Annotated in this window: 22 protein-coding genes, 2 tRNA genes and 1 riboswitch; of the genes, 19 read left to right on the top strand and 5 right to left on the bottom strand. The window is 68.1% G+C overall.

All coding sequences use genetic code 11. The features are described from left to right. Window positions 1-16: 16 nt before the first annotated feature. Both DFR72_RS06765 and DFR72_RS06760 read right to left on the bottom strand, forming a co-directional pair. Window positions 17-442: a vitamin K epoxide reductase family protein gene (locus tag DFR72_RS06765; protein ID WP_090066482.1), complete on the bottom strand. Its 426-nt coding sequence runs from the start codon at window positions 440-442 to the stop codon at window positions 17-19. Beyond that, window positions 439-873, bottom strand: a complete 435-nt coding sequence (locus DFR72_RS06760) for a PH domain-containing protein (protein WP_170176158.1) — start codon at window positions 871-873, stop codon at window positions 439-441. The genes DFR72_RS06765 and DFR72_RS06760 overlap by 4 nt, the downstream gene beginning before the upstream one ends. A 232-nt stretch (window positions 874-1,105) precedes the next feature. On the opposite strand from DFR72_RS06760, the gene DFR72_RS06755 reads away from it, so the two are divergent. The 7 genes from DFR72_RS06755 (at window position 1,106) to DFR72_RS06725 (ending at window position 11,789) form a co-directional block, all read left to right on the top strand. After that, on the top strand, window positions 1,106-2,938 hold the full coding sequence (locus tag DFR72_RS06755) for an acetolactate synthase large subunit (protein ID WP_090066480.1): 1,833 nt from the start codon (window positions 1,106-1,108) through the stop codon (window positions 2,936-2,938). Further along, window positions 2,938-3,444 (top strand): acetolactate synthase small subunit, encoded by a 507-nt coding sequence (gene ilvN / locus DFR72_RS06750; RefSeq protein ID WP_030479767.1) that lies wholly within the window; start codon window positions 2,938-2,940, stop codon window positions 3,442-3,444. The genes DFR72_RS06755 and ilvN overlap by 1 nt, the downstream gene beginning before the upstream one ends. Before the next feature lie 21 nt (window positions 3,445-3,465). Continuing rightward, on the top strand, window positions 3,466-4,479 hold the full coding sequence (gene ilvC / locus DFR72_RS06745; RefSeq protein WP_030479766.1) for a ketol-acid reductoisomerase: 1,014 nt from the start codon (window positions 3,466-3,468) through the stop codon (window positions 4,477-4,479). A gap of 103 nt (window positions 4,480-4,582) precedes the next feature. Continuing rightward, on the top strand, window positions 4,583-4,846 hold the full coding sequence (locus tag DFR72_RS06740) for a DUF397 domain-containing protein (RefSeq protein WP_090066479.1): 264 nt from the start codon (window positions 4,583-4,585) through the stop codon (window positions 4,844-4,846). A 517-nt stretch (window positions 4,847-5,363) separates the two neighbouring features. Beyond that, a complete protein-coding gene (gene serA, locus DFR72_RS06735) occupies window positions 5,364-6,953 on the top strand; it encodes a phosphoglycerate dehydrogenase (RefSeq protein ID WP_090066767.1) in 1,590 nt (529 codons plus the stop codon). A 243-nt stretch (window positions 6,954-7,196) separates the two neighbouring features. Next, window positions 7,197-10,469, top strand: a complete 3,273-nt coding sequence (locus DFR72_RS06730; RefSeq protein WP_090066766.1) for a S8 family serine peptidase — start codon at window positions 7,197-7,199, stop codon at window positions 10,467-10,469. Window positions 10,470-10,751: 282 nt separating this feature from the next. After that, on the top strand, window positions 10,752-11,789 hold the full coding sequence (locus DFR72_RS06725) for a 3-isopropylmalate dehydrogenase (RefSeq protein WP_090066765.1): 1,038 nt from the start codon (window positions 10,752-10,754) through the stop codon (window positions 11,787-11,789). Between the two features lie 69 nt (window positions 11,790-11,858). Here the strand turns inward: DFR72_RS06725 and DFR72_RS06720 are convergent, their stop codons facing one another. Further along, a complete protein-coding gene (locus DFR72_RS06720) occupies window positions 11,859-12,278 on the bottom strand; it encodes a YciI family protein (protein WP_090066478.1) in 420 nt (139 codons plus the stop codon). A 94-nt stretch (window positions 12,279-12,372) separates the two neighbouring features. After that, window positions 12,373-12,501, top strand: a riboswitch (cobalamin riboswitch). Between the two features lie 34 nt (window positions 12,502-12,535). On the opposite strand from DFR72_RS06720, the gene DFR72_RS06715 reads away from it, so the two are divergent. The 6 genes from DFR72_RS06715 (at window position 12,536) to DFR72_RS06690 (ending at window position 19,156) form a co-directional block, all read left to right on the top strand. Beyond that, window positions 12,536-13,558: a FecCD family ABC transporter permease gene (locus DFR72_RS06715; protein ID WP_245982599.1), complete on the top strand. Its 1,023-nt coding sequence runs from the start codon at window positions 12,536-12,538 to the stop codon at window positions 13,556-13,558. After that, complete coding sequence (locus DFR72_RS06710; protein WP_090066476.1) at window positions 13,558-14,298, top strand: ABC transporter ATP-binding protein; 741 nt, start codon at window positions 13,558-13,560, stop codon at window positions 14,296-14,298. Before DFR72_RS06715 ends, DFR72_RS06710 begins: the two co-directional genes overlap by 1 nt. Next, entirely contained in the window at window positions 14,295-15,272 is a 978-nt protein-coding gene (locus DFR72_RS06705; protein ID WP_090066475.1) for an ABC transporter substrate-binding protein, read from the top strand. Before DFR72_RS06710 ends, DFR72_RS06705 begins: the two co-directional genes overlap by 4 nt. A gap of 568 nt (window positions 15,273-15,840) precedes the next feature. Then, the gene (cimA, locus tag DFR72_RS06700; RefSeq protein WP_245982596.1) at window positions 15,841-17,427 is read left to right on the top strand and encodes a citramalate synthase; all 1,587 of its coding nucleotides are present in this window, start codon (window positions 15,841-15,843) and stop codon (window positions 17,425-17,427) included. 243 nt (window positions 17,428-17,670) lie between these two features. Beyond that, window positions 17,671-18,429, top strand: a complete 759-nt coding sequence (locus DFR72_RS06695; protein WP_090066473.1) for a fumarylacetoacetate hydrolase family protein — start codon at window positions 17,671-17,673, stop codon at window positions 18,427-18,429. Window positions 18,430-18,496: 67 nt separating this feature from the next. Then, window positions 18,497-19,156, top strand: a complete 660-nt coding sequence (locus DFR72_RS06690; RefSeq protein ID WP_090066472.1) for a response regulator transcription factor — start codon at window positions 18,497-18,499, stop codon at window positions 19,154-19,156. Here the strand turns inward: DFR72_RS06690 and DFR72_RS06685 are convergent. Continuing rightward, a complete protein-coding gene (locus DFR72_RS06685) occupies window positions 19,146-20,402 on the bottom strand; it encodes an FAD-dependent oxidoreductase (RefSeq protein WP_090066471.1) in 1,257 nt (418 codons plus the stop codon). The genes DFR72_RS06690 and DFR72_RS06685 overlap by 11 nt on opposite strands. A gap of 378 nt (window positions 20,403-20,780) precedes the next feature. Here DFR72_RS06685 and DFR72_RS06680 point away from each other — a divergent pair, with 378 nt between their 5' ends. The 3 genes from DFR72_RS06680 to DFR72_RS06670 all read left to right on the top strand — a co-directional run bounded on the left by DFR72_RS06680 (window position 20,781) and on the right by DFR72_RS06670 (window position 21,962). Next, the gene (locus tag DFR72_RS06680) at window positions 20,781-21,518 is read left to right on the top strand and encodes an HAD family hydrolase (protein ID WP_245982593.1); all 738 of its coding nucleotides are present in this window, start codon (window positions 20,781-20,783) and stop codon (window positions 21,516-21,518) included. Between the two features lie 150 nt (window positions 21,519-21,668). Then, window positions 21,669-21,740 (top strand) — tRNA-Gln (locus DFR72_RS06675). 149 nt (window positions 21,741-21,889) lie between these two features. Then, window positions 21,890-21,962: transfer RNA gene (locus tag DFR72_RS06670), tRNA-Glu, on the top strand. Window positions 21,963-22,411: 449 nt separating this feature from the next. Here the strand turns inward: DFR72_RS06670 and DFR72_RS06665 are convergent. Beyond that, the gene (locus DFR72_RS06665; RefSeq protein WP_170176156.1) at window positions 22,412-23,113 is read right to left on the bottom strand and encodes an IclR family transcriptional regulator; all 702 of its coding nucleotides are present in this window, start codon (window positions 23,111-23,113) and stop codon (window positions 22,412-22,414) included. Window positions 23,114-23,186: 73 nt separating this feature from the next. Here DFR72_RS06665 and leuC point away from each other — a divergent pair, with 73 nt between their 5' ends. The 3 genes from leuC to DFR72_RS06650 all read left to right on the top strand — a co-directional run bounded on the left by leuC (window position 23,187) and on the right by DFR72_RS06650 (window position 26,057). Next, on the top strand, window positions 23,187-24,593 hold the full coding sequence (leuC, locus tag DFR72_RS06660; protein WP_090066469.1) for a 3-isopropylmalate dehydratase large subunit: 1,407 nt from the start codon (window positions 23,187-23,189) through the stop codon (window positions 24,591-24,593). 2 nt (window positions 24,594-24,595) lie between these two features. Then, on the top strand, window positions 24,596-25,198 hold the full coding sequence (leuD, locus tag DFR72_RS06655) for a 3-isopropylmalate dehydratase small subunit (RefSeq protein ID WP_030479748.1): 603 nt from the start codon (window positions 24,596-24,598) through the stop codon (window positions 25,196-25,198). A 187-nt stretch (window positions 25,199-25,385) separates the two neighbouring features. Then, a complete protein-coding gene (locus tag DFR72_RS06650) occupies window positions 25,386-26,057 on the top strand; it encodes an HU family DNA-binding protein (protein ID WP_090066468.1) in 672 nt (223 codons plus the stop codon). Window positions 26,058-26,099 lie beyond the last annotated feature (42 nt).

Raw genomic sequence — 26,099 nt, 5'->3', positions numbered from 1 at the left:
GTCTGGGAGCGGTGCCTCAAAGGTTACTTGTGCGCAGACTCGCGGAGACCAGCAGATACGCCAGTGCGAGCGTGATCACGTGCACGACGGTGCACCACAGGCAGATCTTGCCGATGATGAGGAACTCGGCGGCCACCAGGTAGACGACCATCAGCACGCCGATGCCGACCGCCGCGAGACGCACCCACTTCAGGGCGTCGACCCGCCACGCGAACGGGAGGCAGATCACCGTCAGGAACGCGAAGAAGGCCAGTCCGAGGAACGCGACGGGGATGCCCAGCAACTCCGACTGCTCGCTCGTGGTCACGGTCTCGCAGTCGATGACGGCGTCCGCGGAACACACCAGCGCGCTCGCGTCGAAGTGCGTGTACGTCAGGTAAGCCGAGGTCAGCAGGCCTGCGATGGACAGCAGCAGGCTCAGCAGCGGAACTCGTTTGGTCACTTATCCGACTCTACGACCTCGTCCGCGGCCGCTTCCGCGGGCTCCTCCGCAACGGGTTCTTCCCTGACCGTCGGGTCGGGCACACGTCCGCCGCTGACCAACGACAACGCCGGCAGGTACATGAACCGCACCGCGGGCAGCGTCACCTCGGACGCGTCCTCCTTGACCGCCCGCAGCCAGCCCTTCTGGATCAGGCGGATGTACTTGACCTCGGTCCACGGGATCGTCGTCGTGCCGAACACGCCGCGCGCCACGATCTGCTCCTCGGTGACCGTCGTGCGGTTGCGCAGCACCCAGTAGGCGTAGCCGAGGGGCAGGACGTAGAGCGCTTGCAACCCCGGAGCGAGCCACGCCACAGGGGTGACGCAGATGGCGATCAGACCCGCTGCGAGCAGGGCCGTTGCCGGGATGCGAAAGACCAGCTTCTTCACCCGGACGATTGTTCCACGTCCACGATCCGGGAATTCCATCCCGCAGAGTTGACGCACTCTTGCGCGAGGCGATAACGTCCGCTTCATGCAGCGCACGCTCGTTCTCGTACTTCTCAGGCGCGTCGACGCCTGAGCCGAACAGCCTGCGTCGACGCGCGACCCTCGCACGACCCAACTCCGGGTTGTCGAGGGTTTTTTCGTGTCCGGACCCCGATACCCACGAGGCAAACCAATGACCAGCGCACCATCGCGACAGGCTTCCGAGCCCTCGTCGCCACGTCCAGGTCCGCGGCCCAAACCGGCTCCGCCCACTGGCGCGCCGATTCGAGTGACCGGGGCTCAGTCCCTCGTCCGCTCGCTTGAGGCGGTCGGGTGTGAAGTGGTGTTCGGCATTCCGGGCGGGACGATCCTTCCCGCGTACGACCCGCTGCTGGACTCCACGAAGGTCCGGCACATCCTCGTCCGCCACGAGCAGGGCGCGGGACACGCGGCGACCGGTTACGCGCAGGCCACCGGCAAGGTCGGGGTCTGCATGGCGACCTCGGGTCCGGGTGCGACCAACCTCGTCACCCCGATCGCGGACGCGAACATGGACTCCGTGCCCATCGTCGCGATCACCGGCCAGCAGTCGCGGCCGCTGATCGGCACGGACGCCTTCCAGGAGGCGGACATCTGCGGCATCACGATGCCGATCACCAAGCACAACGTGCTCGTGACCGACCCGGCGGACATCCCGCGGGCGATCGCGGAGGCGTTCCACATCGCGTCGACCGGCCGACCCGGCCCGGTCCTCGTCGACATCCCCAAGGACGTGCTGCAGGAGCAGACCAGCTTCTCGTGGCCGCCCGAGATGCGCCTGCCCGGTTACCGGCCGACGACCCGGCCGCACGGCAAGCAGGTGCGCGAGGCCGCCAAGCTCATCGTGGCCGCGAGCAAGCCCGTCCTGTACGTCGGTGGCGGCGTGATCAAGGCGGACGCCCACGCCGAACTGCTGCGCCTGGCGGAGGACACCGGCATCCCGGTCGTCACGACGCTGATGGCGCGCGGCGCGTTCCCCGACTCGCACGAGCAGCACATGGGCATGCCCGGCATGCACGGCACCGTCGGCGCCGTCGCGGCGATGCAGAAGTCGGACCTGCTGATCGCACTGGGCGCCCGGTTCGACGACCGCGTGACCGGTCAGCTGAACTCGTTCGCGCCGGACGCGCAGATCATCCACGCCGACATCGACCCGGCGGAGATCTCCAAGAACCGCCGCGCGGACGTCCCGATCGTGGGCGACTGCAAGGAGATCATCACCGAGCTGATCGACGCCGTCCGCACCGAGCGCGAGACGGCCAAGGCCGTCGACCTCGCGCCGTGGTGGGAGACGCTGAACTCGATCCGTGAGACGTTCCCGCTGGGCTACGACTGGCCGGAGGACGGCACGCTGTCCCCGCAGTACGTCATCGAGCGGATCGGCAAGCTGTCGCCGGCCGACACGATCTACACGGCGGGCGTCGGCCAGCACCAGATGTGGGCCGCGCAGTTCGTCAAGTACGAGCACCCGCGCACGTGGATCAACTCCGGCGGCCTCGGCACGATGGGCTTCGCCGTTCCCGCCGCGATGGGCATCAAGGCCGGTGAGCCCGGCCGCACGGTGTGGGCCATCGACGGCGACGGCTGCTTCCAGATGACCAACCAGGAGCTCGCCACCTGCGCCATCGAGGGCCTGCCGGTGAAGATCGCCGTGATCAACAACGGCAACCTGGGCATGGTCCGCCAGTGGCAGACGCTGTTCTACGGCGAGCGGTACTCCAACACGGATCTGGGGACGCACAAGCACCGCATCCCAGACTTCAAGCTCCTGGCGGAAGCCCTCGGATGTGCGGGCCTGCGCGCCGAGTCGCGCGAGGAGGTGGACGAGGTGATCGGAAAGGCGTTGGAGATCAACGACCGCCCGGTCGTCGTCGACTTCGTCGTCGGCAAGGACGCCCAGGTGTGGCCCATGGTCGCGGCGGGCACCGGCAACTCCGAGATCATGGCCGCCCGCGGCATCCGCCCCCTGTTCGATGAGGACCTGTGATGACCAGGCACACGCTGAGCGTTTTGGTCGAGGACAAGCCCGGTGTGCTCGCGCGCGTCGCCGGCCTGTTCTCCCGCCGCGGCTTCAACATCGAGTCGCTCGCGGTCGGCCGCACCGAGTACCCCGACATCTCGCGCATGACCATCGTGGTGTCGGTCGACGAGCTGCCGCTGGAGCAGGTGACCAAGCAGCTCAACAAGCTCATCAACGTCATCAAGATCGTGGAGCTGGAGCCGAGTGCTTCCGTTCAGCGGCAACTGGTGCTGATCAAGGTTCGCGCGGACGCGACGGTGCGGTCGCAGGTCCTCGAAACCGTCCAGCTCTTCCGCGCGAAGGTCGTCGACGTGTCCCCGGAAGCGGTCACGATCGAGGCCACCGGCACGTCTGAAAAACTCGACGCGTTGCTGCGCATGCTGGAGCCCTACGGGCTTCGCGAAATCGTCCAGTCCGGCATGGTCGCCATCGGCCGTGGCGCTCGTTCCATCACCGCCACCGCGGTTCGTTAGTACTAGAAAGAGGGAAACACTGTGAGCGTCGAGATCTTCTACGACGACGATGCCGACCTGAGCATCATCCAGGGCCGCAAGGTGGCCGTGATCGGCTACGGCAGCCAGGGCCACGCCCACGCCCTGTCGCTGCGCGACTCCGGCGTGGAGGTCCGCATCGGCCTGCAGGAGGGCTCCAAGTCCCGCGCCAAGGCGGAAGAAGAGGGCCTCGAGGTCGGCACCCCGGCCGAGGTCTCCGCGTGGGCCGACGTGATCATGATCCTGGCGCCGGACACCGCGCAGCGCCACATCTACGCCGACGAGATCGCCGCGAACCTCAACGAGGGCGACGCGATCTTCTTCGGCCACGGCTTCAACATCCGCTACGGCCTCATCACGGTCCCGTCCGGTGTGGACGTCGCCATGGTCGCGCCGAAGGGCCCCGGCCACCTCGTCCGCCGCCAGTTCGTCGACGGCAAGGGCGTCCCGGCGCTCATCGCGGTCGAGCAGGACGCCTCGGGCAACGCCCAGGCCCTCGCCCTGTCCTACGCGAAGGGCATCGGCGGCACGCGCGCCGGCGTCATCAAGACGACGTTCAAGGAGGAGACCGAGACCGACCTCTTCGGCGAGCAGGCCGTCCTCTGCGGTGGCGCCTCCGCGCTGGTGCAGGCCGGCTTCGAGGTCCTCACCGAGGCGGGCTACGCCCCCGAGGTCGCGTACTTCGAGTGCCTGCACGAGCTCAAGCTGATCGTCGACCTCATGTACGAGGGCGGCATCGCCCGCATGCGCTACTCGATCTCCGACACCGCCGAGTTCGGTGACCTGACCCGCGGCCCGCGCGTCGTCACCGCCTCGGTGAAGGAGGAGATGAAGAAGATCCTGGGCGAGATCCAGGACGGCACCTTCGCCAACGAGTGGGTGGCCGAGGACGACAACGGCCGCGCGAACTACAAGAAGCTGCAGCAGGAGGGTGAGAACCACCCGATCGAGGTCACCGGCAAGAAGCTCCGCGACATGATGTCGTGGGTCGACCGCCCGATCACCGAGACCGCCTGACCTTCCTCACCAGGTCTTTCCCCCAGGGAGGCCCGCGGAGCGCGTGTGACGCCCCGCGGGCCTTTCCGCTTTTCGTTCGCGTCCATCCGCTAGCGTCTTTCGCATGACCGAGAGCGCGCCGATCTACGACGACAAGGCCCACGTGCGCGGCAAGCTGGACCTCCGCAACGCGGAGTGGAAGCGCCCGCCGGAGCCGGAACCGGAAGACGGCCACGTCGAGATCGCCTTCATCGAGCACACCGACGGCGCCACGTACGTCGCCATGCGCAACTCCAAGCAGCTCGAACCCGTTCTGACCTTCACGATGGCCGAGTGGGACGCCTTCGTGCTGGGCGCGAAGGACGGCGAGTTCGACGAGCCCTGGTAGGGCCGACCACCCTCGCGGGGCGACCGCCCGCACGGCGGGCGACCCCTCCGCTGGAACGCGACGAGTCAGCGCAACCCGCCCCGCGCGGTGCCAACCGGCGCCTGTCGACGCGGCGCGCCCACCTCGCAAGGTGGCGGAACGTCCGGAACGCGGCCAACCCGCTGGAACCGGAACCACCCGCCCGCATGCCGAAGCGCTCGCTCACCCGCACGGCCCCGCACGCCCCCGGCAGGCCCCTCCTGCCCAGTCGAAGCCCTCCACCGGCCCTACGTCAACGCCCCACCCGTTCCCAGGGCGTGGGCGCCACTCTGACGGGTGAACGCCACGTCCACCCATGCTTCGTCCCATACTGCAAGACGCGGGCGGTGACCTGAGCCACCCGGCGGAACGCGCGCGCAAGGCCGGTGTCTATGCTCGTTAACAGTCCGGACACATTGCGGTGCTCCGGTCGGCGCGGGCCAGCCGCCCCCGACCACGCCCGCGCCCCACGATCCGACCCTTCCTGGGAGCGATGTCCGTGAGCAACACGAGCCGACCTGTTGTCCTCATCGCCGAGAAGCTCGCGCCGTCCGTTCTGGACGCTCTCGGCGACGGCGTCGAAGTGCGCCACGTAGACGGCACCGACCGAGAAGCCCTCCTGAGCGCTGTCGCCGACGCGGACGCCCTGCTCGTCCGTTCCGCCACCCAGGTGAACGCCGAGGTCTTCGCGGCCACGCGCAAGCTGAAGGTCGTGGCCCGCGCGGGTGTGGGCCTGGACAACGTCGAGGTGCCGGCCGCCACGCAGAACGGCGTGATGGTCGTCAACGCGCCGACGTCCAACATCGTCAGTGCCGCCGAGCACGCCGTCGCGCTGCTGCTGAGCGTCGCGCGTCAGATCCCGGCCGCGCACGAGACGCTGCAGAACCACGAGTGGAAGCGCTCCAAGTTCAACGGCGTCGAGCTCAACGGCAAGACGGTCGGCGTGGTCGGCCTCGGCAAGATCGGCCAGCTGTTCGCGCAGCGCATCGCCGCGTTCGGTGTCGAGCTCATCGCCTACGACCCGTACGTGTCCGCGGCGCGCGCCGCCCAGCTCGGCATCGAGCTCGTCACCCTCGAAGAGCTGCTCGAGCGTGCCGACGCGATCTCCATCCACCTGCCGAAGACGCCGGAGACCAAGGGTCTCATCGGTGCGGAGCAGCTGGCGAAGGCCAAGCGCGGCGTCATCATCGTCAACGCGGCCCGCGGTGGCCTCATCGACGAGGAGGCCCTTGCCGAGGCCGTGAAGGAAGGCCAGGTCGGCGGCGCCGGCATCGACGTCTTCTCCACCGAGCCCACGACCGAGAGCCCGCTGTTCAACGTCCCCGGCATCGTCGTCACGCCGCACCTCGGCGCGTCCACGGCCGAGGCGCAGGACCGGGCGGGCACCGACGTCGCGAAGAGCACCATCCTCGCGCTCGCCGGCGAGTTCGTGCCGGACGCCGTCAACGTCCAGGGCGGTGCGGTCGGCGAAGAGGTCCGCCCGTACCTGCCGCTGGTGCAGAAGCTCGGCACCGTCCTCAGTGCACTCTCGCCCAAGGCCCCGACCAGCGTCACCGTCGAGGTCCGCGGCGAACTGTCCAATGAGGACGTCGCGATCCTGCCGCTCGCCGCGCTGCGCGGGGTGTTCTCCAAGGTCGTCGAGTCGCAGGTGACGTTCGTGAACGCGCCGAGCCTCGCCGCCGACCTGGGCGTGAGCGTCGAGCTCGTCAAGGAGACCGAGAGCCCGAACCACCGCAGCCTCGTCACGGTGAAGTCCGTGCACGCGGACGGCAGCACCTTCAGCGTGTCCGGCACCGTGAGCGGCATCGCGCAGGTCGAGAAGCTGGTGAACATCAACGGCCGCAACTTCGACCTCAGGGCCGAAGGCACCGTGCTGCTGCTGGAGTACCCGGACCGTCCGGGCGTCATGGGCACGGTCGGCACGCTGCTCGGCGAGGCCGGCGTGAACATCGAGGCCGCGCAGATCAGCCAGACCGGCAACGACGCGGTCATGGTGCTGCGCGTGGACCGCCCGGTCGACACCCAGGTGCTCGACCCGATCGGTGCCGCCGTCGGCGCGCGCACCGTTCGCTCTGTCGACTTCGGATAGTCACGACAAACCGGGAAGGGGACGGCAAAGTCCCCTTCCCGTGTCCATCGTCGTTCACAACGAAGTCGTAACAGGCAACTATCCGTAGACCACATTCATACTTTCGGGGCAGTCGCAGAGACACGATCAGCGATTAGCGTCCCCACGAGGTTGACCCGGTGCCGTAGAGGGCACGGCACTGTTTCTTCGGGTCGAAGGCACACACACCTCGGTTGGGGCAACGTTGTGAAGAGACGATCGAGTCTGGTGGTGTTCTCTGCCATCACCAGTTTGCTGATCGCACCCGCCACGGCACAGGCGCAGGGCGAACCGCTCGCGCAGCCGGTGAAGAGTGCGCAAGGGTTGGACGCGCAAGCGTTGCACCTCAAGGTTTCCCCCAGGCTGAACGCCACCGGCGCGGTCACCGCGTTCGTCGCGCTGGACCGCAAGCCGGCCGTCGACGCGTTCGACGAGAAGAAGAGCCAGGGCAAGGAAGTCGCGAAGCAGGCCGCCAAGCAGGCCAAGAGCGACGTGTCCGCCACCGCGGACCAGGTCGTCGGCCAGCTCAAGAGCGCTGACACGCGGACCTTGGAGCTCTACCGCACGTCCAACGGCGTCCCCGGCGTCGTGGTGAAGGCCGACGCGCAGAAGGTCCGCGAACTCGCGCAGCGCGAGGACGTCCTCGCGGTCTACCCGGTCGTGCCGAAGAAGCGCCAGAACTCGAACGCCGTCCAGCTCACCAGGACGCTCAACGTCTGGCAGCAGTACGGCAAGCTCGGCGACGACATCCGCGTCGGCATCATCGACACCGGTGTGGACTACACGCACGCGAACTTCGGCGGACCCGGCACGGTCGAGGCGTTCAGGGCCGTCGACCCGCGGGTGAAGGACCCGAACTTCCCGACCGCGAAGGTCGTCGGCGGTTACGACTTCGTCGGTGAGGACTACGACGGGGAGAGCACCGACCCGGCGATCAACACGCCGAAGCCGGACCCGAACCCCCTCGACTGCAACGGTCACGGCTCGCACGTCGCGGGCACGACGGCCGGCTTCGGCGAGAACGCCGACGGCAGCACGTTCAAGGGCGACTACACGTTGCTCGACGCCGCGAAGCTCAACGACATGAAGATCGGCCCCGGCACCGCGCCGAAGGCCCAGATCTTCGCGCTGAAGGTCTTCGGCTGCGAGGGCTCGACCAACGTCACCTCGCAGGCCCTCGACTGGTCGCTCGACCCCGACGGTGACGGCGACTTCTCCGACCACCTCGACGTGGTCAACCTGTCGCTCGGCTCCGACTACGGCGCCCCGGACGACCCCGACAGCCTCTTCGTGAAGAAGCTGTACAAGGCCGGCGTCATGCCGGTCTTCTCCGCGGGCAACGGCGGCGACCTCTACGACATCGGCGGCTCGCCGGGCAACACGCCCGAGGCGCTGACCGTCGCCTCCACGCGCGACTCGTACGTGCTGCGTGACGGCGCCGAGGTGAAGGGCCAGGGCCTCAAGCCCGGTCAGTACAGCCAGAACTTCGCCGGCTACCTCGGTTACGACGAGGAACTGCCGGTCGTCAAGCTGACGCAGGCCGGCAACCTCGACGGCTGCCAGCCCATCACGGACGCGGTCGCCGGCAAGTTCGTCTGGCTGGAGTGGGACGACAACGACGCGACGCGCCGCTGCGGTTCCGGTGCCCGTGCCAACAACGTGCAGGCAGCGGGCGGCCTGGGCGTGCTGCTCTCGTCCACTTTGGAGAACTTCGCGGCCGGCATCGCGGGCAACGCGGCCATCCCGATGTTCCAGTTCACCGGCTCGGCCACCAACGCGGTGCGCCCGGCCCTGAACGCGGGCACGCTGGTCGTCCGCCTCGCGGGTGACCTGCGCACCTCGACGGCCACCTACGACCAGTCCATTTCGGACACCCCGAGCGCGTTCACCAGCCGTGGCACCCGCGGCCAGTCCATCAAGCCGGACGTCGCGGCCCCCGGTGACACGATCTCGTCGACCGCTGTCGGTTCCGGCGACGACCGCATGGTCATCTCCGGCACGTCGATGGCGTCCCCGCACGTCGCCGGCATCGCAGCCCTGGTCCGCCAGGCGCACCCGGACTGGACGCTCGAGGAGGTCAAGGCCTCGATCATGAACACCGCCGGTGCGGACGTGAAGGAGAACGGCAAGACCTTCGCCCCCAACCGGGTCGGCACCGGCCGCGTGGACGGCAAGTCCGCGATCGACAACCAGGTCCTCGCCTACGTCGAGGAGGACAACGGCTACGTCAGCGCGAACTTCGGCGTCGTCGAGGTCTCCAAGCCGGTCTCGAAGTCCAAGACCATCAAGCTCGTCAACAAGTCGACGAAGCCGGTCGAGTACCAGGTCGGCTACACCGCGGCCACGACGATCCCCGGCGTGAGCTACGTGCTCTCGCAGGACAAGGTGAAGCTGAGCCCGCGCGGCGTCGCGAAGGTCAAGGTCACCCTGAAGATCACCGACCCGAAGGCGCTGCGCAAGACGGTCGACTCGACGGTCGAGGCCAACCAGCTCGACACGCCGCGCCAGTTCCTCGCGGACGCCTCCGGCCGCGTGACCTTCACGCCGGTCTCCGGCGCCACGGTGCCGCTGCGCCTGTCGGTCTACTCGGCGCCGAAGCCGGTCGCGGACATCAAGACCCAGTCCAGCCTCAAGTTCCGCGGCAACGACAAGCAGGCCGTGCTGAACGTGTCCGGCAAGGGCATCGACCAGGGCACCGGCTCGCAGGCCTACCGCTCGCTGATCAGCGTCCTCGAGCTGCAGGCCCAGTCGCCGAAGCTGCGTGACTGCAAGCGCAACGTCACCGAGAACTGCGCGCTCAACGAGACCGCCAAGGGCGGCGACCTCCGCTACGTCGGCGCGGCCTCCACGGCCCCGCTGGCCAAGGCGCAAGGCAAGCCCGAGGAGGCGCTGCTCGCGTTCGGTGTCGCGACCTGGGGCAACTGGTACAACCTGGGCAAGAACACCGTCCCGTTCGTCGACATCGACACCAACGGTGACGGCACGGCGGACTTCGAGGTGTTCGCGACCCGCCTGACCGACACCGACCTGCTGGTCGCGTCCACCGTGGACCTGAAGACGGGCGAGACCGTCGACATCCAGGGCGTGAACGGCCTGTTCGGTGACGTCGACGCGAACGTCCAGGACACCAACGTCGTCGTCCTGCCGGTGCTGCTGAGCGCCCTGGGCATCGACGCGTCGAAGGACACGGCCCGCATCTCGTACGTCGTGGGCACCGGCGGCTACTACCCGGCGCCGGGCAACGCGAACAAGCTGATCGACGTGATCGACCGCAACCTGTCCTTCGACCCGCTCAAGCCGGGTCTGTGGGCGCAGGGCGGCGGCGACGCGGCGCTCTCGTACCTCGCGAAGCCGGGCACCGCGCTCGTCGTCAACAAGAACGAGGCCTCGCTGAAGGCCGACAAGTCCGACGGCCTGCTGGTGCTCAACCACCACAACGCCAACGGCGACCGCGCGTCGGTCGTCCTGGTGAAGTCGGGCGGACGCGGCGCCTACTAGCGCCAGATCGGATGTTTCACGGGAGGCCCGGTTCTTCGTTTGGAACCGGGCCTCCCGGCTCGTCACGGCCCGGAACTGCCTGCCGTCACCCCTTGACGCGACCCCGTTCCTGCGGTCGAGTGACACTCGAAAGTTGGATATGGGCCGTGTGGGTGTCCCGCAGTACGGGAGATAACACCCCGATGGGGTGTCCGGCATGCGGCGAGCACCCGCGATGCCGGTAGCCTTTCGCGAAGGAAAGTAGTCCCACCAATTGGGGACTGACACCTGGGAGGTGTGTGGATGCGGCTCGCAGTGATCCCAGGAGACGGGATCGGGCCCGAGGTCATCGCTGAGGCCCTGAAGGTCCTCAACGAGGTCGTTCCGGCGGCCGAGATCACTCGCTACGACCTCGGCGCGGCGCGCTGGCACGCCACGGGAGAGTTGTTGCCCGAGTCGGTGCTGGGAGAGCTTCGCCAGCACGACGCGATCCTGCTCGGCGCGGTCGGCGACCCGTCGGTGCCGAGCGGAATTCTGGAGCGGGGCCTGCTTCTGAGGCTGCGCTTCGAACTCGACCACCACGTGAACCTCCGCCCGGCTCGTCTCTACCCCGGTGTCCGCAGCCCGCTCGCGGACCCGCCGGAGATCGACATGGTGGTGGTGCGCGAGGGCACCGAGGGCCCGTACGCGGGCAACGGCGGCCTGCTCCGCAAGGACACGCCGCACGAGATCGCCACCGAGGTCTCGCTGAACACCTCGTTCGGCGTCGAGCGCGTGGTCCGGGACGCCTTCGCGCGTGCGTCGAACCGTCCGCGCCGGCACCTGACCTTGGTGCACAAGACGAACGTCCTCACGCACGCCGGCTCGTTGTGGTCGCGCGTCGTCGAGGAGGTGTCGCTGCAGCACCCGGACGTCACCGTGGCTTACCAGCACGTGGACGCGGCGACCATTCACATGGTCACCGACCCGGCCCGCTACGACGTGATCGTCACCGACAACCTGTTCGGCGACATTCTGACCGACCTCGCCGCCGCCGTCACGGGTGGCATCGGCCTGGCCGCGTCGGGGAACATGGACGCGACTCGTCGCAACCCGTCGATGTTCGAGCCGGTCCACGGTTCGGCACCGGACATCGCGGGCCAGGGCATCGCCGACCCGACGGCCGCCGTGCTGTCGGTCGCGCTGCTGCTCGACCACCTCGGCGAGCGCGAGTCGGCACGCAGGATCGAGGCCTCCGTGGCGTTCGATCTCGCCACGCGTGACCACCAGTCGCCGGGGCAGACCTACGCGATCGGTGACAGGCTCGCGGCTCTCGTGTCGTCGAACGTGCGCACGGGCTGAGTTCTGCCAGACGTTGTGAAGCCCCGGCCGGAATCCTCCGGCCGGGGCTTCGGCGTTTCCGCGCGCTGCTCAGAGCTGGCCGTTGGCCTCACGCCACGCGCGCTCCTTCTGGATCCACTCGTTGTCCTGCGGGAACTCGTCGATGGACGGCACCCGGCGGATCTCGGTCTTGAACCCGGGGCCCGTCATCGGCATGCGCTTGGCCCACTCGACCGCCTCCTCCTTCGAGGAGACGTTGAGCAGGTAGAAGCCGTTGAACAGCTCCTTGGTCTCGCCGTACGGGCCGTCCGTGACGACCGGGGGTTCGACGGAGTAGTCGACGACGATGCCCTCGGACGCCTCGGAAAGACCCTCCGCGGCCAGCAGCACGCCGGCGCGGATCAGCTCCTCGTTGAACGCGCCGACCGTCTCCAGCATCTTGTCGAAGTCGAACTCGCCCATGTTCGCGAAGGCCTCGTCGGTGGCGCGCATGATCAGCATGTACTTCACGGTGTGTCTCCCTGCTCGCTGTCTTCCTCGGTGACGCCCACAGGTCGAACGGGCGCGGGCTGGATCGACATCACACCCCCAGAATTTCCGAACTTCCTGTTTCCGCAGGTAGGGTCGCCTCAGTCGTGCGTGGGGGAAGTCCGGTCGAAGTCCGGCGCTGACCCGCAACGGTAGGCCTCCTCGTGAGGACGAGCCCGAACACCCGCACACGGCCGGCCTGTGTTTCCGATTCCGCCGTGGACTGCGGGAAGGACCAAGTGATCTCCAAGATCGGCGCGCTCATCGGCGTGCTCGTCGTCAGCATCGTGGCGGGCGTCGCGCTCGGCCCCGTCTCCGTTCCGTTCGGCGTCACCGCCGACCTGCTCTGGGAGGCGTTCACCGGCGGTACGATCCCCGCCGGCCTCGCCGGGCAGTACCACATCGTCTGGGACATCCGGCTTCCCCGCGTCCTGCTGGCCGCCGTCGTGGGCGCGGGCCTGAGCACCGTCGGCGTGGCGATCCAGGCCATGGTCCGCAACGCGCTCGCCGACCCCTACGTGCTCGGCATCTCGTCGGGCGCGAGCGTGGGCGCGACGGCCGTGGCGACGCTCGGGGTGCTCTCCGGCCTCGGCGTCTACGCGCTGTCCGTGGGGGCGTTCCTGACCGGCCTCGGCGCCACCGCACTGGTCTACATCACCGCGCGCACGAGCCGAGGGCTCACACCGTTGCGACTGGTGCTGACCGGAACCGCGCTGGCGTACGGGTTCTCCGCCGTGGCGATGCTGCTGGTGTTCCAGGCGCCGCGAGGTGAGGCGGCGCGGGCCGCCATGTTCTGGTTGCTCGGCAGCCTCGGCGGTGCGAACTGGCAGTCGCTGCCCGTCGCCGCCGTGGTGACCGCGGCGGGCATCGTCTACCTGGCGACCAAGGCGCGGCAGCTCAACGCGATGGCGATGGGCGACGAGACCGCGACCACGCTCGGCGTGGCCGTGAACCGGTTCCGCACGCACCTGTTCATCGTCACCGCGGCCATGACCGGCGTGCTGGTGGCGGTCAGCGGGGCCGTCGGGTTCGTCGGGCTGATGCTGCCGCACCTGACGCGCATGGTCGTGGGCGCCGACCACCGCAAGGTGCTCGCCCTCGCGCCGCTGGCCGGAGCCTCGTTCCTGGTGTGGGTCGACGTGGCCGCGCGGATGCTCGCGGCGCCGGAGGAACTGCCGCTCGGCGTCATCACCGCCGCGCTCGGCGTGCCGTGCTTCATCTTCCTGATGCGCCGCAGGTCGTACGTCTTCGGAGGCAGCTGATGCGGGTCGAGCTCACCGGCGTCACCGTCCGGAACATCGTCTCCGACATCACGTTGCACGCCTCGGCCGAGGTCGTCGGCATCGTCGGCCCGAACGGCAGCGGCAAGTCCACGACGTTGCGCTGCGTGTACCGGGCGCTGAAGCCGGACGCGGGCACCGTCGTGCTCGGTGGCGAGAACGTCCACAAGCGACACTTCGTCGCCCGCCACCTCGCCGCCCTGACCCAGGAGTCGCAGGTCGAGTTCGACTTCACGGTCGCCGAGGTCGTGGAGATGGGCAGGCTGCCGCACGACCGTGATCCCGCCCGTGACGCGCGGGTGGTGTCCGACGCGCTGGCCACGGTGGACGTGTCGCACCTCGCCTCCCGCAGCTTCCTCAGCCTCTCCGGCGGCGAACGCCAGCGCGTGCTCATCGCGCGCGCGATCGCCCAGGAACCACGCGTGCTCGTGCTCGACGAGCCGACGAACCACCTCGACATCCGCCACCAGCTCGACGTCCTCGGGCTCGCGCGCGGACTGGGCATCACCGTGCTCACCGTCCTGCACGACCTGAACCTCGCCGCGTCCTACTGCGACCGCCTGTACGTCCTCGACGAGGGCCGCGTGGTCGCGTCCGGCACACCGGCCGAAGTCCTGGTCCCCGAACTGATCGCCAAGGTCTTCCACGTCACCGCGCACGTGGTCGCTCACCCCACAACGGGAGTGCCCCAGCTCCTGTTCGACCAGGAGGTCACCCCTTGAGAACCGTTGTCCTGGCCGCTGTGCTGCTGGTTTCCGGCTGCGGCGCCACGGTCGCCCAGGAACCCTCCACGTCCGACCCCGTGACGATCACGAACTGCGGCCGGCAGGTCACGTTCGACAAGATCCCGTCCAAAGTGGTCACCAACGACACCGGCATCACCGAGCTGATGTTCGCGCTGGGCCTGAAGGACCGGATGGCGGGCTACGTCGTCTCCGGCGTCGACACCGTCGACGTGCGCACCTCGCCCTGGAAGGCCGACTTCGAGAGCGTGAAGCACCTGTCCGATCTCGTGTCCAAGGAGGTCGTGCAGGGCGCGAACGCGGACCTCGTCTTCGCCGGCTGGAACTACGGGTTCAGCGAGAGCACCGGCTTCACCCCGGACGCGTTGAAGGCCCTGGGGATCGGGACCTACCAGCTGACCGAGGCCTGCCGCAACGGTGTCGGGAAGCAGCGGGGGATCATGCCCGCGCTCGACGCGCTGTACACGGACCTGCGCAACCTCGGGAAGATCTTCCGGGTCGAGGCCAAGGCCGAGGAACTGGTGAGGACCTACCAGGAGCAGATCGCCAACGCCGGACGGCTGATGGCCGGGAAGCCGCGGCCGAAGGTGTTCCTCTACGACAGCGGGCAGGACCAGCCGTTCACGTCCGGGAAGAACGCGGCGCCGCAGGACATCATCGCCAAGGCCGGCGGGGACAACATCTTCGGGGACCTGAACGACAGCTGGACGACGGTCAACTGGGAGACCGTGGTGCAGCGTGATCCCGAGGTCGTGCTCATCGTGGATTATGCGGACGGGGAGGCGAACACTCCCCAGCAGAAGCAGGCGTTCCTGGAGGGATTCGCGCCGTTGGCCAACTCACCTGCTGTGAAGGGGAAGCGGTTCTTCTCGTTGCCCTATGCGGCGTTGGTGGAGTCGCCTCGCAACGCGGCTTCGATCGAGGCGTTCGCGAAGTTCCTGGCCGGGAGCTGAGTCGCGGGCCGGGTTGCGGGTAGGCGGTCACGTTCCAGCGGAGGGCGCCTGCCGTGCGGCCCGTCGCCTTGCGAGGGTGGTCCTGCGGGTCGTGACGGAACTGCGCGGGGTTGCGATTAGGGCTTTACCTCGAGCCTCTGGCGGGACGCTTGGACGGCCGGGAAAAGGCCGGGCTGAAAGCGCCCGGCCGTGCCCGTGAGGGGAGCATCCCGCCCCTCAAGGTCAAGCCCCAATCGGCATGAGCGGGGTGCACCGCAACCCGGCGCCCTAGGTTCAGACGGCTCGCTTCGCATCGCCACACCAGGCCTCGTGCGCGATGCCTGCCGTGCGGGCCGTCGCCTTGCGGAGGTGGTGTCACAGGCGTGAACCCGTGACCAGATAGTGGGAGATTTCCTCCCGTCGCTTGGTACGCCGAGCGGAGCTGTGGCAGCATCCGGGACATGGTTCAGCACATCGCCATCATTATTGACGAGCGCGTCGGGTAGTTGCCGCCCCTGGCACCCGACGCGCAGACCTCTCGCATCCCGCGGGGGGTCTTTTTGTTTGCCCGGATGAGGAGATGACCCCGATGGCCGGCCCGACCGACGCATTCCACGTCTACGACACGACGTTGCGCGATGGCGCACAACGTGAGGGCATTTCGTACTCCGTCACGGACAAGCTCGCGGTCGCGCGGCTGCTGGACGGGCTCGGCGTCGGGTTCATCGAGGGCGGCTGGCCCGGCGCCATGCCTAAGGACACGGAGTTCTTCGCGCGTGCGGCGGCCGGTGACCTGGAGCTGAAGCACGCCAAGCTGGTCGCGTTCGGGGCGACGCGCAAGGCCGGGGCCAAGGTCGAGGAAGACCCGCAGGTCAAGGCGTTGCTCGACTCGCAGGCGCCGGTGGTGACGCTGGTGGCCAAGTCGGACCTCAGGCACATCGAGCGCGCGTTGCGCACGGATGCCGGGGAGAACCTGAAGATGGTGCGCGACACCGTCCGGTTCCTGAAGGACCACGGCAGGCGCGTCTTCCTCGACGCCGAGCACTTCTTCGACGGGTACGCGTTCTCACCCGACACGAGTCTGCGCGTGCTGGAGTCCGCTGTGGAGGGTGGCGCGGACGTCGTCGTGCTGTGCGACACGAACGGCGGGCAGTTGCCGCTGGGGCTCGCGGAGACGGTCGCGGAGGTCGTCGCAAAGACCGGTTTCCGAGTAGGAATCCACTGCCAGGACGACACGTCCTGCGCGGTGGCGAACACCCTCGCGGCCGTTCAGGCGGGCGCGACGCACGTTCAGTGCACCGCCAACGGATATGGCGAGCGAGCAGGCAATGCGGACCTGTTCGCCGTCGTGGGAAACCTCGTGACCAAACTCGGCATGGAGGTGCTCCCGATCGGGGCACTGGCCGAGCTCACCCGTGTCTCCCATGCGTTGGCCGAGATCGCGAACATCGCACCCGACACCCACCAGGCCTACGTCGGGTCGTCAGCATTCGCTCACAAGGCGGGTCTGCACGCGAGCGCGATCAAGGTGGATCCGGAGCTGTACAACCACATCGATCCGGACACCGTCGGCAACGACATGCGGGTGCTGGTCACCGAGATGGCCGGTCGGGCGAGCATCGAACTCAAGGGACGTGAGTTCGGGCTCGACCTGGCCGGCCGGGGGACCGAGGTAGGCAGCGCGTTGAAGCGCGTGAAGGACCTGGAGGCGAAGGGCTGGTCGTTCGAGGCCGCCGACGCCTCGATGGAACTCCTGCTGCGCTCCGAGCTGTCCGAACTGGACACTCCTCCGTTCACCCTGGAGTCCTACCGGGTCGTGCTCGACCACCGGTCGGACGGCGAGATCGTGTCCGAGGCCACGGTCAAGGTGCACGTGGCGGGGGAGCGGGTCATCGCCACCGCCGAGGGCATCGGGCCCGTGCACGCCCTGGACGCGGCGCTGCGCAAGGCGTTGTTGCCGCACCTGTCCTGGTTGGACACGGTGGAGTTGGCTGACTACAAGGTGCGCATCCTCACCGAGCATCCCGGTACGGATGCCGTGACGCGCGTACTGGTGGAGTCCACCGATGGCGAGCGGGAGTGGACGACCGTGGGTGTGCACGGGAACATCGTCGAGGCGAGTTGGCTGGCGCTGTGTGACGCGTTGGTGCACAAATCCATGAGGGCTGTGCTTTGAACAGTGTTTTGAACGAGTAGGCAGTACAGGCAGGGTGTTGCCCAAGCGACCGCCGGGGCGTCTTCGCGGCGTCCGTTGTCGCCCGGCAGGCGCTTGTGTCGGCGCTTTGGTTGCTTGGGCGAGTGCTGGGGCGCCCTGTTGTTGCTCAGCAGGCGTTGGGCCGTCGCGTTGGTTGCCTGGGCGAGCGCTGGGGCGGCCCGTTGTTGCCTGAGCGCGCGCCAGGGCGGCCCGTAAACTCTGTCTGTGCGCATCGCCCGAATTGCTCATCCTGCTGGCGTGGCCTTCGTCGCCGTTCAAGGCGACGAGGCCGCGGAAATCGCCGAACACCCCTTCGGCACGCCCACGTTCACCGGCCGGAAGTGGCCGTTGGCGGACGTGAGGCTGCTCGCTCCCATCCTGCCCACCAAGATCATTGGTGTGGGCCGGAACTACGCGGACCACGCGAAGGAGCTCGGCAACGAGGTTCCCGCGGAGCCGTTGCTGTTCTTCAAGCCCAACACGTCGGTGGTCGGCCCGAACGTCGAGATCAAGCTCCCGGCCGTGTCCGAACGCGTCGACTTCGAGGGCGAGCTGGCCGTCATCATCGGCCAGCCGTGCCGCGACGTGCCGAAGGCCAAGGCCGCCGGTGTGATCATGGGCTACACGATCGCCAACGACGTCACGGCGCGCGACCTGCAGAAGAAGGACGTGCAGTTCACGCGTGCCAAGGGTTTTGACACGTTCTGCCCGTTGGGTCCGTTCATCGAGACCGACTTCGACCCGTCGGACGTCCGCGTCGTCACCGAAGTTGACGGGGAAGTCAAACAAGACGGCCGTACTTCGTTGATGGTGCACGACATTCCGTCACTCGTGGAGTACGTGTCCGGCATCATGACGCTGCTGCCGGGCGACCTGATCCTGACCGGCACGCCGGCCGGTGTCGGGCCGATGAGGGCCGGACAGACGGTCTCCGTGACTGTGGACGGCCTTGGCACGCTCACCAATCCGGTCGCAAATAGGTAGCCGTACGGAGCAATCCGGCGTCCGGCAGGTTACGCATCCGGGTACCCGCGAGTAACTTCCCGGTGTCATGACGGACCTGGCGTCCACCCGTGTGTTGCTGGTCGACGGATCGCAGCTCATCACCGAAGGGCTGCGGCTCTCACTGCACCGCACGCACTGCTTCCGCGTTGTGGGCATCGCCCACACCGTGGCCGAGGCTGCGCGCAGTCTGCGCGGCACCCTGGTGGACCTGGTCGTCACGGACTTCGACGTGCCGGGCGCCGGACCGCTGCGCACCGTGCGGGACACGGCGCAGTACCGGCCGAGCGCCCGCGTGGTCGTGTTGTCCAATGCGGACAGTCCGAGCTGGGCCCGCGCGGCGCTCGACGCCGGCGCGGTGGCCTACCTGCTGAAGACCTCGCCCGTGGCCGAGCTGTTGCCGCTGATCGCGGCCGCGGTGCGGGGTGCTCCGGCCACGATCGACGCGCGGGTGGGGTCGCTCGTGCGCCTGCCCGCGCGGATGCCGCCTCCCGCGTCGCTCGGCCGGCTGTCGGCGCGGGAGTTCGACGTGCTGGCCGAGATGGCGAAGGGCATGGACAACGCCCGCATCGCCCAGCGGCTCTTCATCAGCAACGACACCGTGAAGACCCACGTGAAGGCGATCCTGCGCAAGCTGGGCGCCCGTGACCGCGCCCACGCCGTGGCGATGGTGCTCGGCGAGAGCTCCGAGGCGTTCGTCACGACCTGACGATGGTCTGCGGATCCCTCCTGGCGAAGTCAGGCGCGTGCTCGGGGCGTGGGCCGATCGCGACCACGTAGGCAGGAACCGCCTGGAGGAACGGCAGCTTCTGCACGATCTTGAGCGGCAGCGGCATGCCCGTGCTGGACACCGTCTCGGTGCTGTTGAGCTTGCGGCCGAGGAACAGCCGGTGGATCACCCGCTGCATGGTCTGGATCACCACGGTCGGGAAGAGCCTGCGCCCGCGCACCTTCGCGAGCGTCGCGTTCGTGACCCGGCCCTCCTTCAACGGCTTGGCGAGCAGGGTCGCCGCCGCCACCGCGTCCTGCACGGCCAGGTTGATGCCGACGCCGCCGACCGGTGACATCGCGTGCGCCGCGTCACCGATGCACAGCAGACCGTCGACGTGCCACTGGCGCAACCTGTCCAGTTTCACGTCCAGCAGCTTCACCTCGTCGAGGTCGGTGATGTGGCGCACCCGGTCCGCGAGCCACGGGACGAGCGTGACGACGCGTTCGCGGAACTTCTCGATGCCCTCGGCGCGCACCGCCTGGTCCGTCCCCTTGCGGATCAGGAAGGCGCACTGGAAGTACTCGCCGCGTGGAATGAGCACCAGCGCGCTGCCGGCGCTGAACCTGCCGGCACCGCCCTTGACGGCGTCGCTTTCGTTGCGCGGCAAGCGGAACCACCACACGTCCATCGGCGCGCCGAAGCTGTAGACCGGGAGTTCCACGGCCGCGCGCAGGATCGAGCTCCGCCCGTCGGCCGCGACGACGAGGTCGGCGGCGTACTCGCCCTCGTGCCCGTCGACGCGATCCCGGTACTTCACACCCGTGACCTTGTCGCCGCTCCTGGTGATCTCGGTGACCTCGGTGTTCATCCGCAGCGTGAACGTCGGTTCGAGCCTGCCCGCGTCCGCCAGCAGGTCCAGGAAGTCCCACTGCGGCACCATCGCGATGCGCTTGTTCGGGCCGGGCAGTCGCGACAGGTCGGCGATCGTGGCCTTGGCGCCGCCGTCGAGCAGCGCCTCGATCTTGTCGACGTCCTGGTGCGGCACCTGTGCGAACGCCGGACCGAGCCCCAGCTCGTCCAGCAGCGTGAGCGTCGACGCGTGCACCGTGTCGCCGCGGAAGTCGCGCAGGAAGTCTCCGTGCTTCTCGAGCACCGTGACCTCGACGCCACCGCGGGCCAGGAGCAGTCCCAGCACCATTCCCGCAGGTCCGCCGCCGACGACGAGACAGGTCGTCCTCTCCATGTCGATCCCCTCTTTTCAACCAGTGTTGAATAAACTCAGCATGCTCGTGATCGCGATGTGCGTCAAGCCGGTGCCGAGTGGCGTGGCTCTCGTTCGGGTCCGTCTAATGTGGACGGTCTGGTACACCAGGCCTCGAAAAGGTTGCGACTGGTGCGAAATGTCGTTGTGCGAGCTAGAGTGCCGCGCTCGCCGCGCCGCCGGCCGCGCCGGAGATCGTTACGTCGCCGAACAACACTCGACCGGCCGATTGCATTCGGCGCTCGGAGGAGTGTCACTGGTTCGTTCGGGGCCTCAAGGTCCGCTTGATCGTGCAAGGACCTAGAGGAATCACCTCGTTAGCCGAATCGGACGAGGGCCCCTCGCACCTAACCTTCCGGAGTGACAACTGCGTCCCCGACTTTCACGCGTAAGAGAACCGGCGAGATCCGCGCTGTGTGCCTGGACGTCGACGACACACTTGTCGACTACAGCGCTTCTTCGCGAGCCGCGTTGGCCTCGATGGTCGGTAACGCCGACGCCTGGTCGTTGTGGCAGAGGATCACCGACGACCACGTCTCCCGCCAGCTCGCCGGCGAGCTCCAGTACGAGCAGATGCGCAACATCCGCACGCAGGCCTTCTTCGCCGCACTCGGCGAGGAGCTGTCGCTCGAGGAAGCGACCCGCCGCGAAATCGGCCGCCAGGAGGTCCTCTCCGCCGGCTGGTGCCTGTTCCCGGACGCGATCCCGATGCTCGACTGGCTGCGCGCCACAGGCCTCCCGATCGCCGCGATCAGCAACGCGTCGGGCCGCCACCAGCGCGTGAAGATCGCCCAGCTCGGCCTCGCCGAGTACTTCGACGCCGTGCTGATCGCCGGAGAGGTGGGCTGCGCCAAGCCGGACCGCGTGATCTTCCACACCGCGTGCCTGGCACTGGGCGTCCCGCCCGGTGACACCGTCCACGTGGGAGACCGGCTGCACGCCGACGCGATCGGCGCACGGGACGCCGGAATGCACGGTGTCTGGATCAACCGCACCGGCCCCACCGGCGGCTCACTGCCCGCGGGCCTGTCGTCCATCACGACGCTCGCGGAACTGCCGGAGCTCCTCGTGTGCGAGCTCTCCACCGCCAGCGCCTGAGTTCACCTTCGAGACCGGCCCCCACCTGCGCGGATGCGTTCAGGTGGGGGCCGATTTCACTTCTGCCGGGGGCGTGGTCTAGTATTTCTCTCGGCAGCAACGAGGACCTCGGAACTCCCGCGGGACAACGAAGTCGATCGTGAAAGCCAATGGGGTATGGTGTAATTGGCAGCACGACTGATTCTGGTTCAGTTAGTCTAGGTTCGAGTCCTGGTACCCCAGCTGCGAAGGAAGAACTACCCTCGGGTATGCTTCCGGAGCTGCTGAAAATGTAAGACCCAAAGCAAGACCCAGCAGTAAAAGGAACTGAATAGCCGGATTTGGACCGGACAGAGCGATCTGATAAGGTTCAAACCAGCAAGAAGTTCTAGGGCCCCGTCGTCTAGCGGCCTAGGACGCCGCCCTCTCAAGGCGGTAGCGAGGGTTCGAATCCCTTCGGGGCTACAGAGGTGTCAGAGGCCTGTCTGCGGAGTGCGCAGACAGGCCTCTTTCGTCTGTGTCCTCTGGGGGCCGAGCCCCCAGACCCCCAGCCGGCGGGCTCCGCCCCCGGACCCCCGCGTGGGTGTGACCTGTGTCTTGCGGTGTGCGCGTCGCTTCGCTTGCGAATGGGTGCCCTCGCTTCGCATCGGGCTGATCGGGCGAGCCGAAGCTATTCGGGCTTCCTTTGTTGCTCACCTCACCAATAGGCGTGGGTAGCAATCCTTGGATCTCTCGTCGCCATTCGGGCTCGTTGCGTGTGTCACAGGCTTCTGCTCGATGTGTTGGGCCGTTTGGGCTGGTGCCTGTTGAGACAGGTTTGCCGCGTGTCGTTTGGGAAGGGCGGCGTGTCGTGGGGTGGCGACGCTAAGGCCGTCCTCCTGGTGGAGGACGGCCTGTGTTGGGGCGTTGGTGCTTTAGAGGCGGCTTTGTAGCGCTTCTGCTGCTGCCAGTAGGTCTGCTGCCCAGCGGGCCCCTGGGCGGCGGCCCATGCGGTCGATCGGGCCTGAGACTGAGACTGCTGCCACTACCGCGCCTGCGGAGTCCCTTACCGGTGCTGAGACTGAGGCCACGCCTGGTTCTCGTTCTGCCACGCTTTGGGCCCAGCCACGGCGGCGGACTTCCAGGAGGGTGCGTTCGCCGTAGACGGCGTCGGCCAGGACCGCGCGTTGGGTGCCCGGGTCCGACCACGCCGCCAGGACTTTGGCACCTGAGCCCGCTGTCATCGGGAGCCTCGAGCCGATCGGGACTGTGTCTCGCAGGCCCGAAGGGGGTTCTGCTGAGGAGACGCAGACTCGCTGCATGCCGTCGCGGCGGTAGAGCTGCACGCTTTCGCCCGTGATGTCGCGCAGGCGCGGCAGGACGGAGGAGGCGGCGTCCAGCAACGGGTCCGTTGCGCCGCCCGCCAGTTCGGCCAGAGCCGCGCCTGGACGCCAGCGGCCGTCGGAGCCTCGGCGCAGCAACCGGTGCACTTCCAGGCCCACGGCCAGGCGGTGTGCGGTCGCTCGCGGGAGGCCGGTGCGGTTGCACAACTCGGCCAGGCCACAAGGATCTTTTGCTACGGCGTTCAACACGGCCACTGCCTTGTCCAGCACGCCGATCCCGCTATGCTGTCCCACAAGCCGATACTAACTTCCCAGACAGTGAGAAGTCCAGATCTGTCGGCGCGTCCATGATGTGGGAGATGTCGCGATGAGCCGCACGCTCGCGGAGAAGGTGTGGGAGGCACACGTTGTGCGCCACGGAAGTGGTGCGGAGCCGGACCTGCTTTACATCGACCTCCACCTGCTGCACGAAGTCACCAGCCCCCAGGCGTTCGACGGGCTCCGCCTTGCCAACCGCAAGCTGCGCAGGGCCGATCTCACGATCGCCACCGAGGATCACAACGTTCCGACCGTCGACATCGACAAGCCCATCGCGGATCTCGTGTCGCGCACGCAGGTCGAGACGCTCCGGCGCAACTGCGCGGAGTTCGGCGTGCGGCTGCACCCCATGGGGGACTTCGAGCAGGGCATCGTCCACGTGGTCGGCCCGCAGCTCGGCCTCACGCAGCCGGGCATGACGGTGGTGTGCGGCGACAGCCACACGAGCACCCACGGTGCGTTCGGCGCGCTCGCGTTCGGCATCGGCACGTCCGAGGTGGAACACGTCATGGCGACGCAGACGTTGCCGCTGCGCCCGTTCAAGACGATGGCCATCAACGTCAACGGCCCGCTCGGCGAGGGCGTCACGGCGAAGGACATCATCCTCGCCGTCATCGCGAAGATCGGAACCGGTGGCGGGCAGGGGTATGTGCTCGAGTACCGCGGCGACGCCATCGAGGCGCTGTCGATGGAAGCGCGCATGACGGTCTGCAACATGTCGATCGAGGCGGGCGCCCGCGCCGGCATGATCGCACCGGACGACACGACTTTCGACTACATCGAGGGGCGTCCGCACGCACCGTCCGGCGCGGACTGGGACGCGGCCGTCGAATACTGGAAGACGCTGCGCACCGACGACGACGCGACCTTCGACGCGGAAGTGCACATCGACGCGGCGGAGCTCACCCCGTTCGTCACGTGGGGCACGAACCCCGGCCAGGGCCTGCCTCTGAGCGCGAACATCCCCGACCCCGAGAAGATCGCGGACGAGAACGAGCGCGTGGCCGCCGAGAAGGCGCTGACGTACATGGGCCTCGAGGCCGGCACGCCACTGCGCGACATCCGCGTGGACACGGTGTTCCTCGGCTCCTGCACCAACGGGCGCATCGAGGACCTGCGCGCCGCGGCGGACGTCATCAAGGGGAAGCACGTCGCTTCAGGAGTACGGATGCTGGTCGTCCCCGGTTCGATGCGGGTGCGCAAGCAGGCGGAGGACGAGGGCCTGGACAAGGTGTTCCTCGACGCGGGCGCCGAGTGGCGGCAGGCCGGCTGCTCGATGTGCCTTGGCATGAACCCGGATCAGCTCGCGCCCGGCGAGCGCAGCGCCTCGACCTCGAACCGCAACTTCGAGGGCAGGCAGGGCAAGGGCGGCCGGACGCACCTCGTGTCCCCGCTCGTCGCCGCCGCCACGGCCGTGCGCGGCACCCTGTCGGCCCCCGCAGACCTGGAGAACTGACCATGGATGCCTTCACCACCCACACGGGCGTCGGTGTGCCGCTGCGCAGGTCCAACGTGGACACCGACCAGATCATCCCGGCCGTCTACCTCAAGCGCGTGACCCGCACCGGGTTCGAGGACGGGCTCTTCGCCGCCTGGCGCGGGGACGAGCACTTCATCCTCAACCAGGAGCCCTTCAAGGCGGGCAGCGTCCTCGTTGCGGGCCCCGACTTCGGCACCGGGTCCTCTCGTGAACACGCCGTCTGGGCGTTGATGGACTACGGCTTCCGGGTCGTCGTCTCGTCCCGGTTCGCGGACATCTTCCGGGGCAACTCCGGCAAGCAGGGCCTCGTGGCGGCGCAGTGCAGCCAGTCCGATGTCGAGCTGCTGTGGAAGGTGCTGGAGTCCGAACCCGGCACGCCGGTCACCGTCGACCTCACCGACAAGACCGTTCGCGCCAAGGACTTGGTAGCCCCGTTCGAGATCGACGACTACACCCGCTGGCGCCTTCTCGAAGGCCTCGACGACATCGCTTTGACGTTGCGCCACGAGCCCGAGATCAGCGCATTCGAGGGCAATCGCCAGACTTGGTTGCCCACAACGGATCCGCTTCCGGCGGTCTGAGAGGGGGCCGGATTCTCCCCTTGAGAGGGGCGAATCCGGCGCCTCCTGTCCCTCGAAGGGGCGCAATTAGCCACGCCACAACGAAAAATCTGGCGTGGCGATTGGTATTTCTCGCGTTTTGGGCCTACCGTTGCGTTCTAGTCGGCCCGCTCTCTTAGGGCCGTGAGCGTCCTGGGAGGGACTGACGGTGAATAAGGCCCAGCTCATCGAGGCGCTCGCCGAGCGCCTTGGAGACAAGAAGACCGCCGGTGCTGCTGTTGACGGCCTCGTGGACGTGATCGTCCGCAGCGTCAACAAGGGCGAGAAGGTCAACATCACGGGCTTCGGCGTCTTCGAGAAGCGCGCCCGTGCGGCTCGCACCGCGCGCAACCCGCGCACGGGCGAGACCGTGAAGGTCAAGAAGACCAACGTGCCCGCGTTCCGCCCCGGCTCGACGTTCAAGGACGTCATCAGCGGTGCGAAGAAGCTGCCGAAGGCCGTTGCTGCCAAGGCCGCCGCGAAGCCCGCCGCCGCTGCTGCCGCGAAGCCCGCGGCTACCAAGGCTCCGGCGACCAAGGCCGCGACGACCCGCGCGACGACCACGACGCGCACCCGCACGGCCGCGGCCGCCACCAAGGCGCCCGCGACCCGTCGCACCACCACGGCCGCGGCGAAGCCCGCTGCTGCTGCCAAGGCGCCCGCGAAGGCGACCGCCACGAAGGCCGCCGCCACCAAGACGGCCGCTGCCAAGGCTCCGGCCAAGCGCGCCACGGCCGCTGCCAAGCCGGCTGCTGCCAAGACGACCGCCGCTGCCAAGCCCGCCGCGAAGACCGCGGCTGCGAAGCCGGCTGCTCGCAAGACGGCTGCCAAGAAGAAGTGAGACGGGCCTCCTGAGGGAGGCTGCGTCACTTCAGCACTTCAG

It is taken from the genome of Lentzea flaviverrucosa, from assembly GCF_003350445.1.
Taxonomy (GTDB): Bacteria; Actinomycetota; Actinomycetes; order Mycobacteriales; family Pseudonocardiaceae; genus Lentzea; species Lentzea californiensis.
Note: the sequence above shows the minus strand (reverse complement) of the source record. Positions and strands in the feature narration are given on the sequence as shown.

Bases quoted from the DNA above. Each gene is read 5' to 3' on its own strand.
- DFR72_RS06755 (WP_090066480.1), top strand. From the start codon at position 1,106: ATGACCAGCGCACCATCGCGACAGGCTTCCGAGCCCTCGTCGCCACGT.
- ilvN (WP_030479767.1), top strand. From the start codon at position 2,938: ATGACCAGGCACACGCTGAGCGTTTTGGTCGAGGACAAGCCCGGTGTG.
- DFR72_RS06740 (WP_090066479.1), top strand. From the start codon at position 4,583: ATGACCGAGAGCGCGCCGATCTACGACGACAAGGCCCACGTGCGCGGC.
- DFR72_RS06725 (WP_090066765.1), top strand. From the start codon at position 10,752: ATGCGGCTCGCAGTGATCCCAGGAGACGGGATCGGGCCCGAGGTCATC.
- DFR72_RS06710 (WP_090066476.1), top strand. From the start codon at position 13,558: ATGCGGGTCGAGCTCACCGGCGTCACCGTCCGGAACATCGTCTCCGAC.
- cimA (WP_245982596.1), top strand. From the start codon at position 15,841: ATGGCCGGCCCGACCGACGCATTCCACGTCTACGACACGACGTTGCGC.
- DFR72_RS06690 (WP_090066472.1), top strand. From the start codon at position 18,497: ATGACGGACCTGGCGTCCACCCGTGTGTTGCTGGTCGACGGATCGCAG.
- DFR72_RS06685 (WP_090066471.1), bottom strand. From the start codon at position 20,402: ATGGAGAGGACGACCTGTCTCGTCGTCGGCGGCGGACCTGCGGGAATG.
- leuC (WP_090066469.1), top strand. From the start codon at position 23,187: ATGAGCCGCACGCTCGCGGAGAAGGTGTGGGAGGCACACGTTGTGCGC.
- leuD (WP_030479748.1), top strand. From the start codon at position 24,596: ATGGATGCCTTCACCACCCACACGGGCGTCGGTGTGCCGCTGCGCAGG.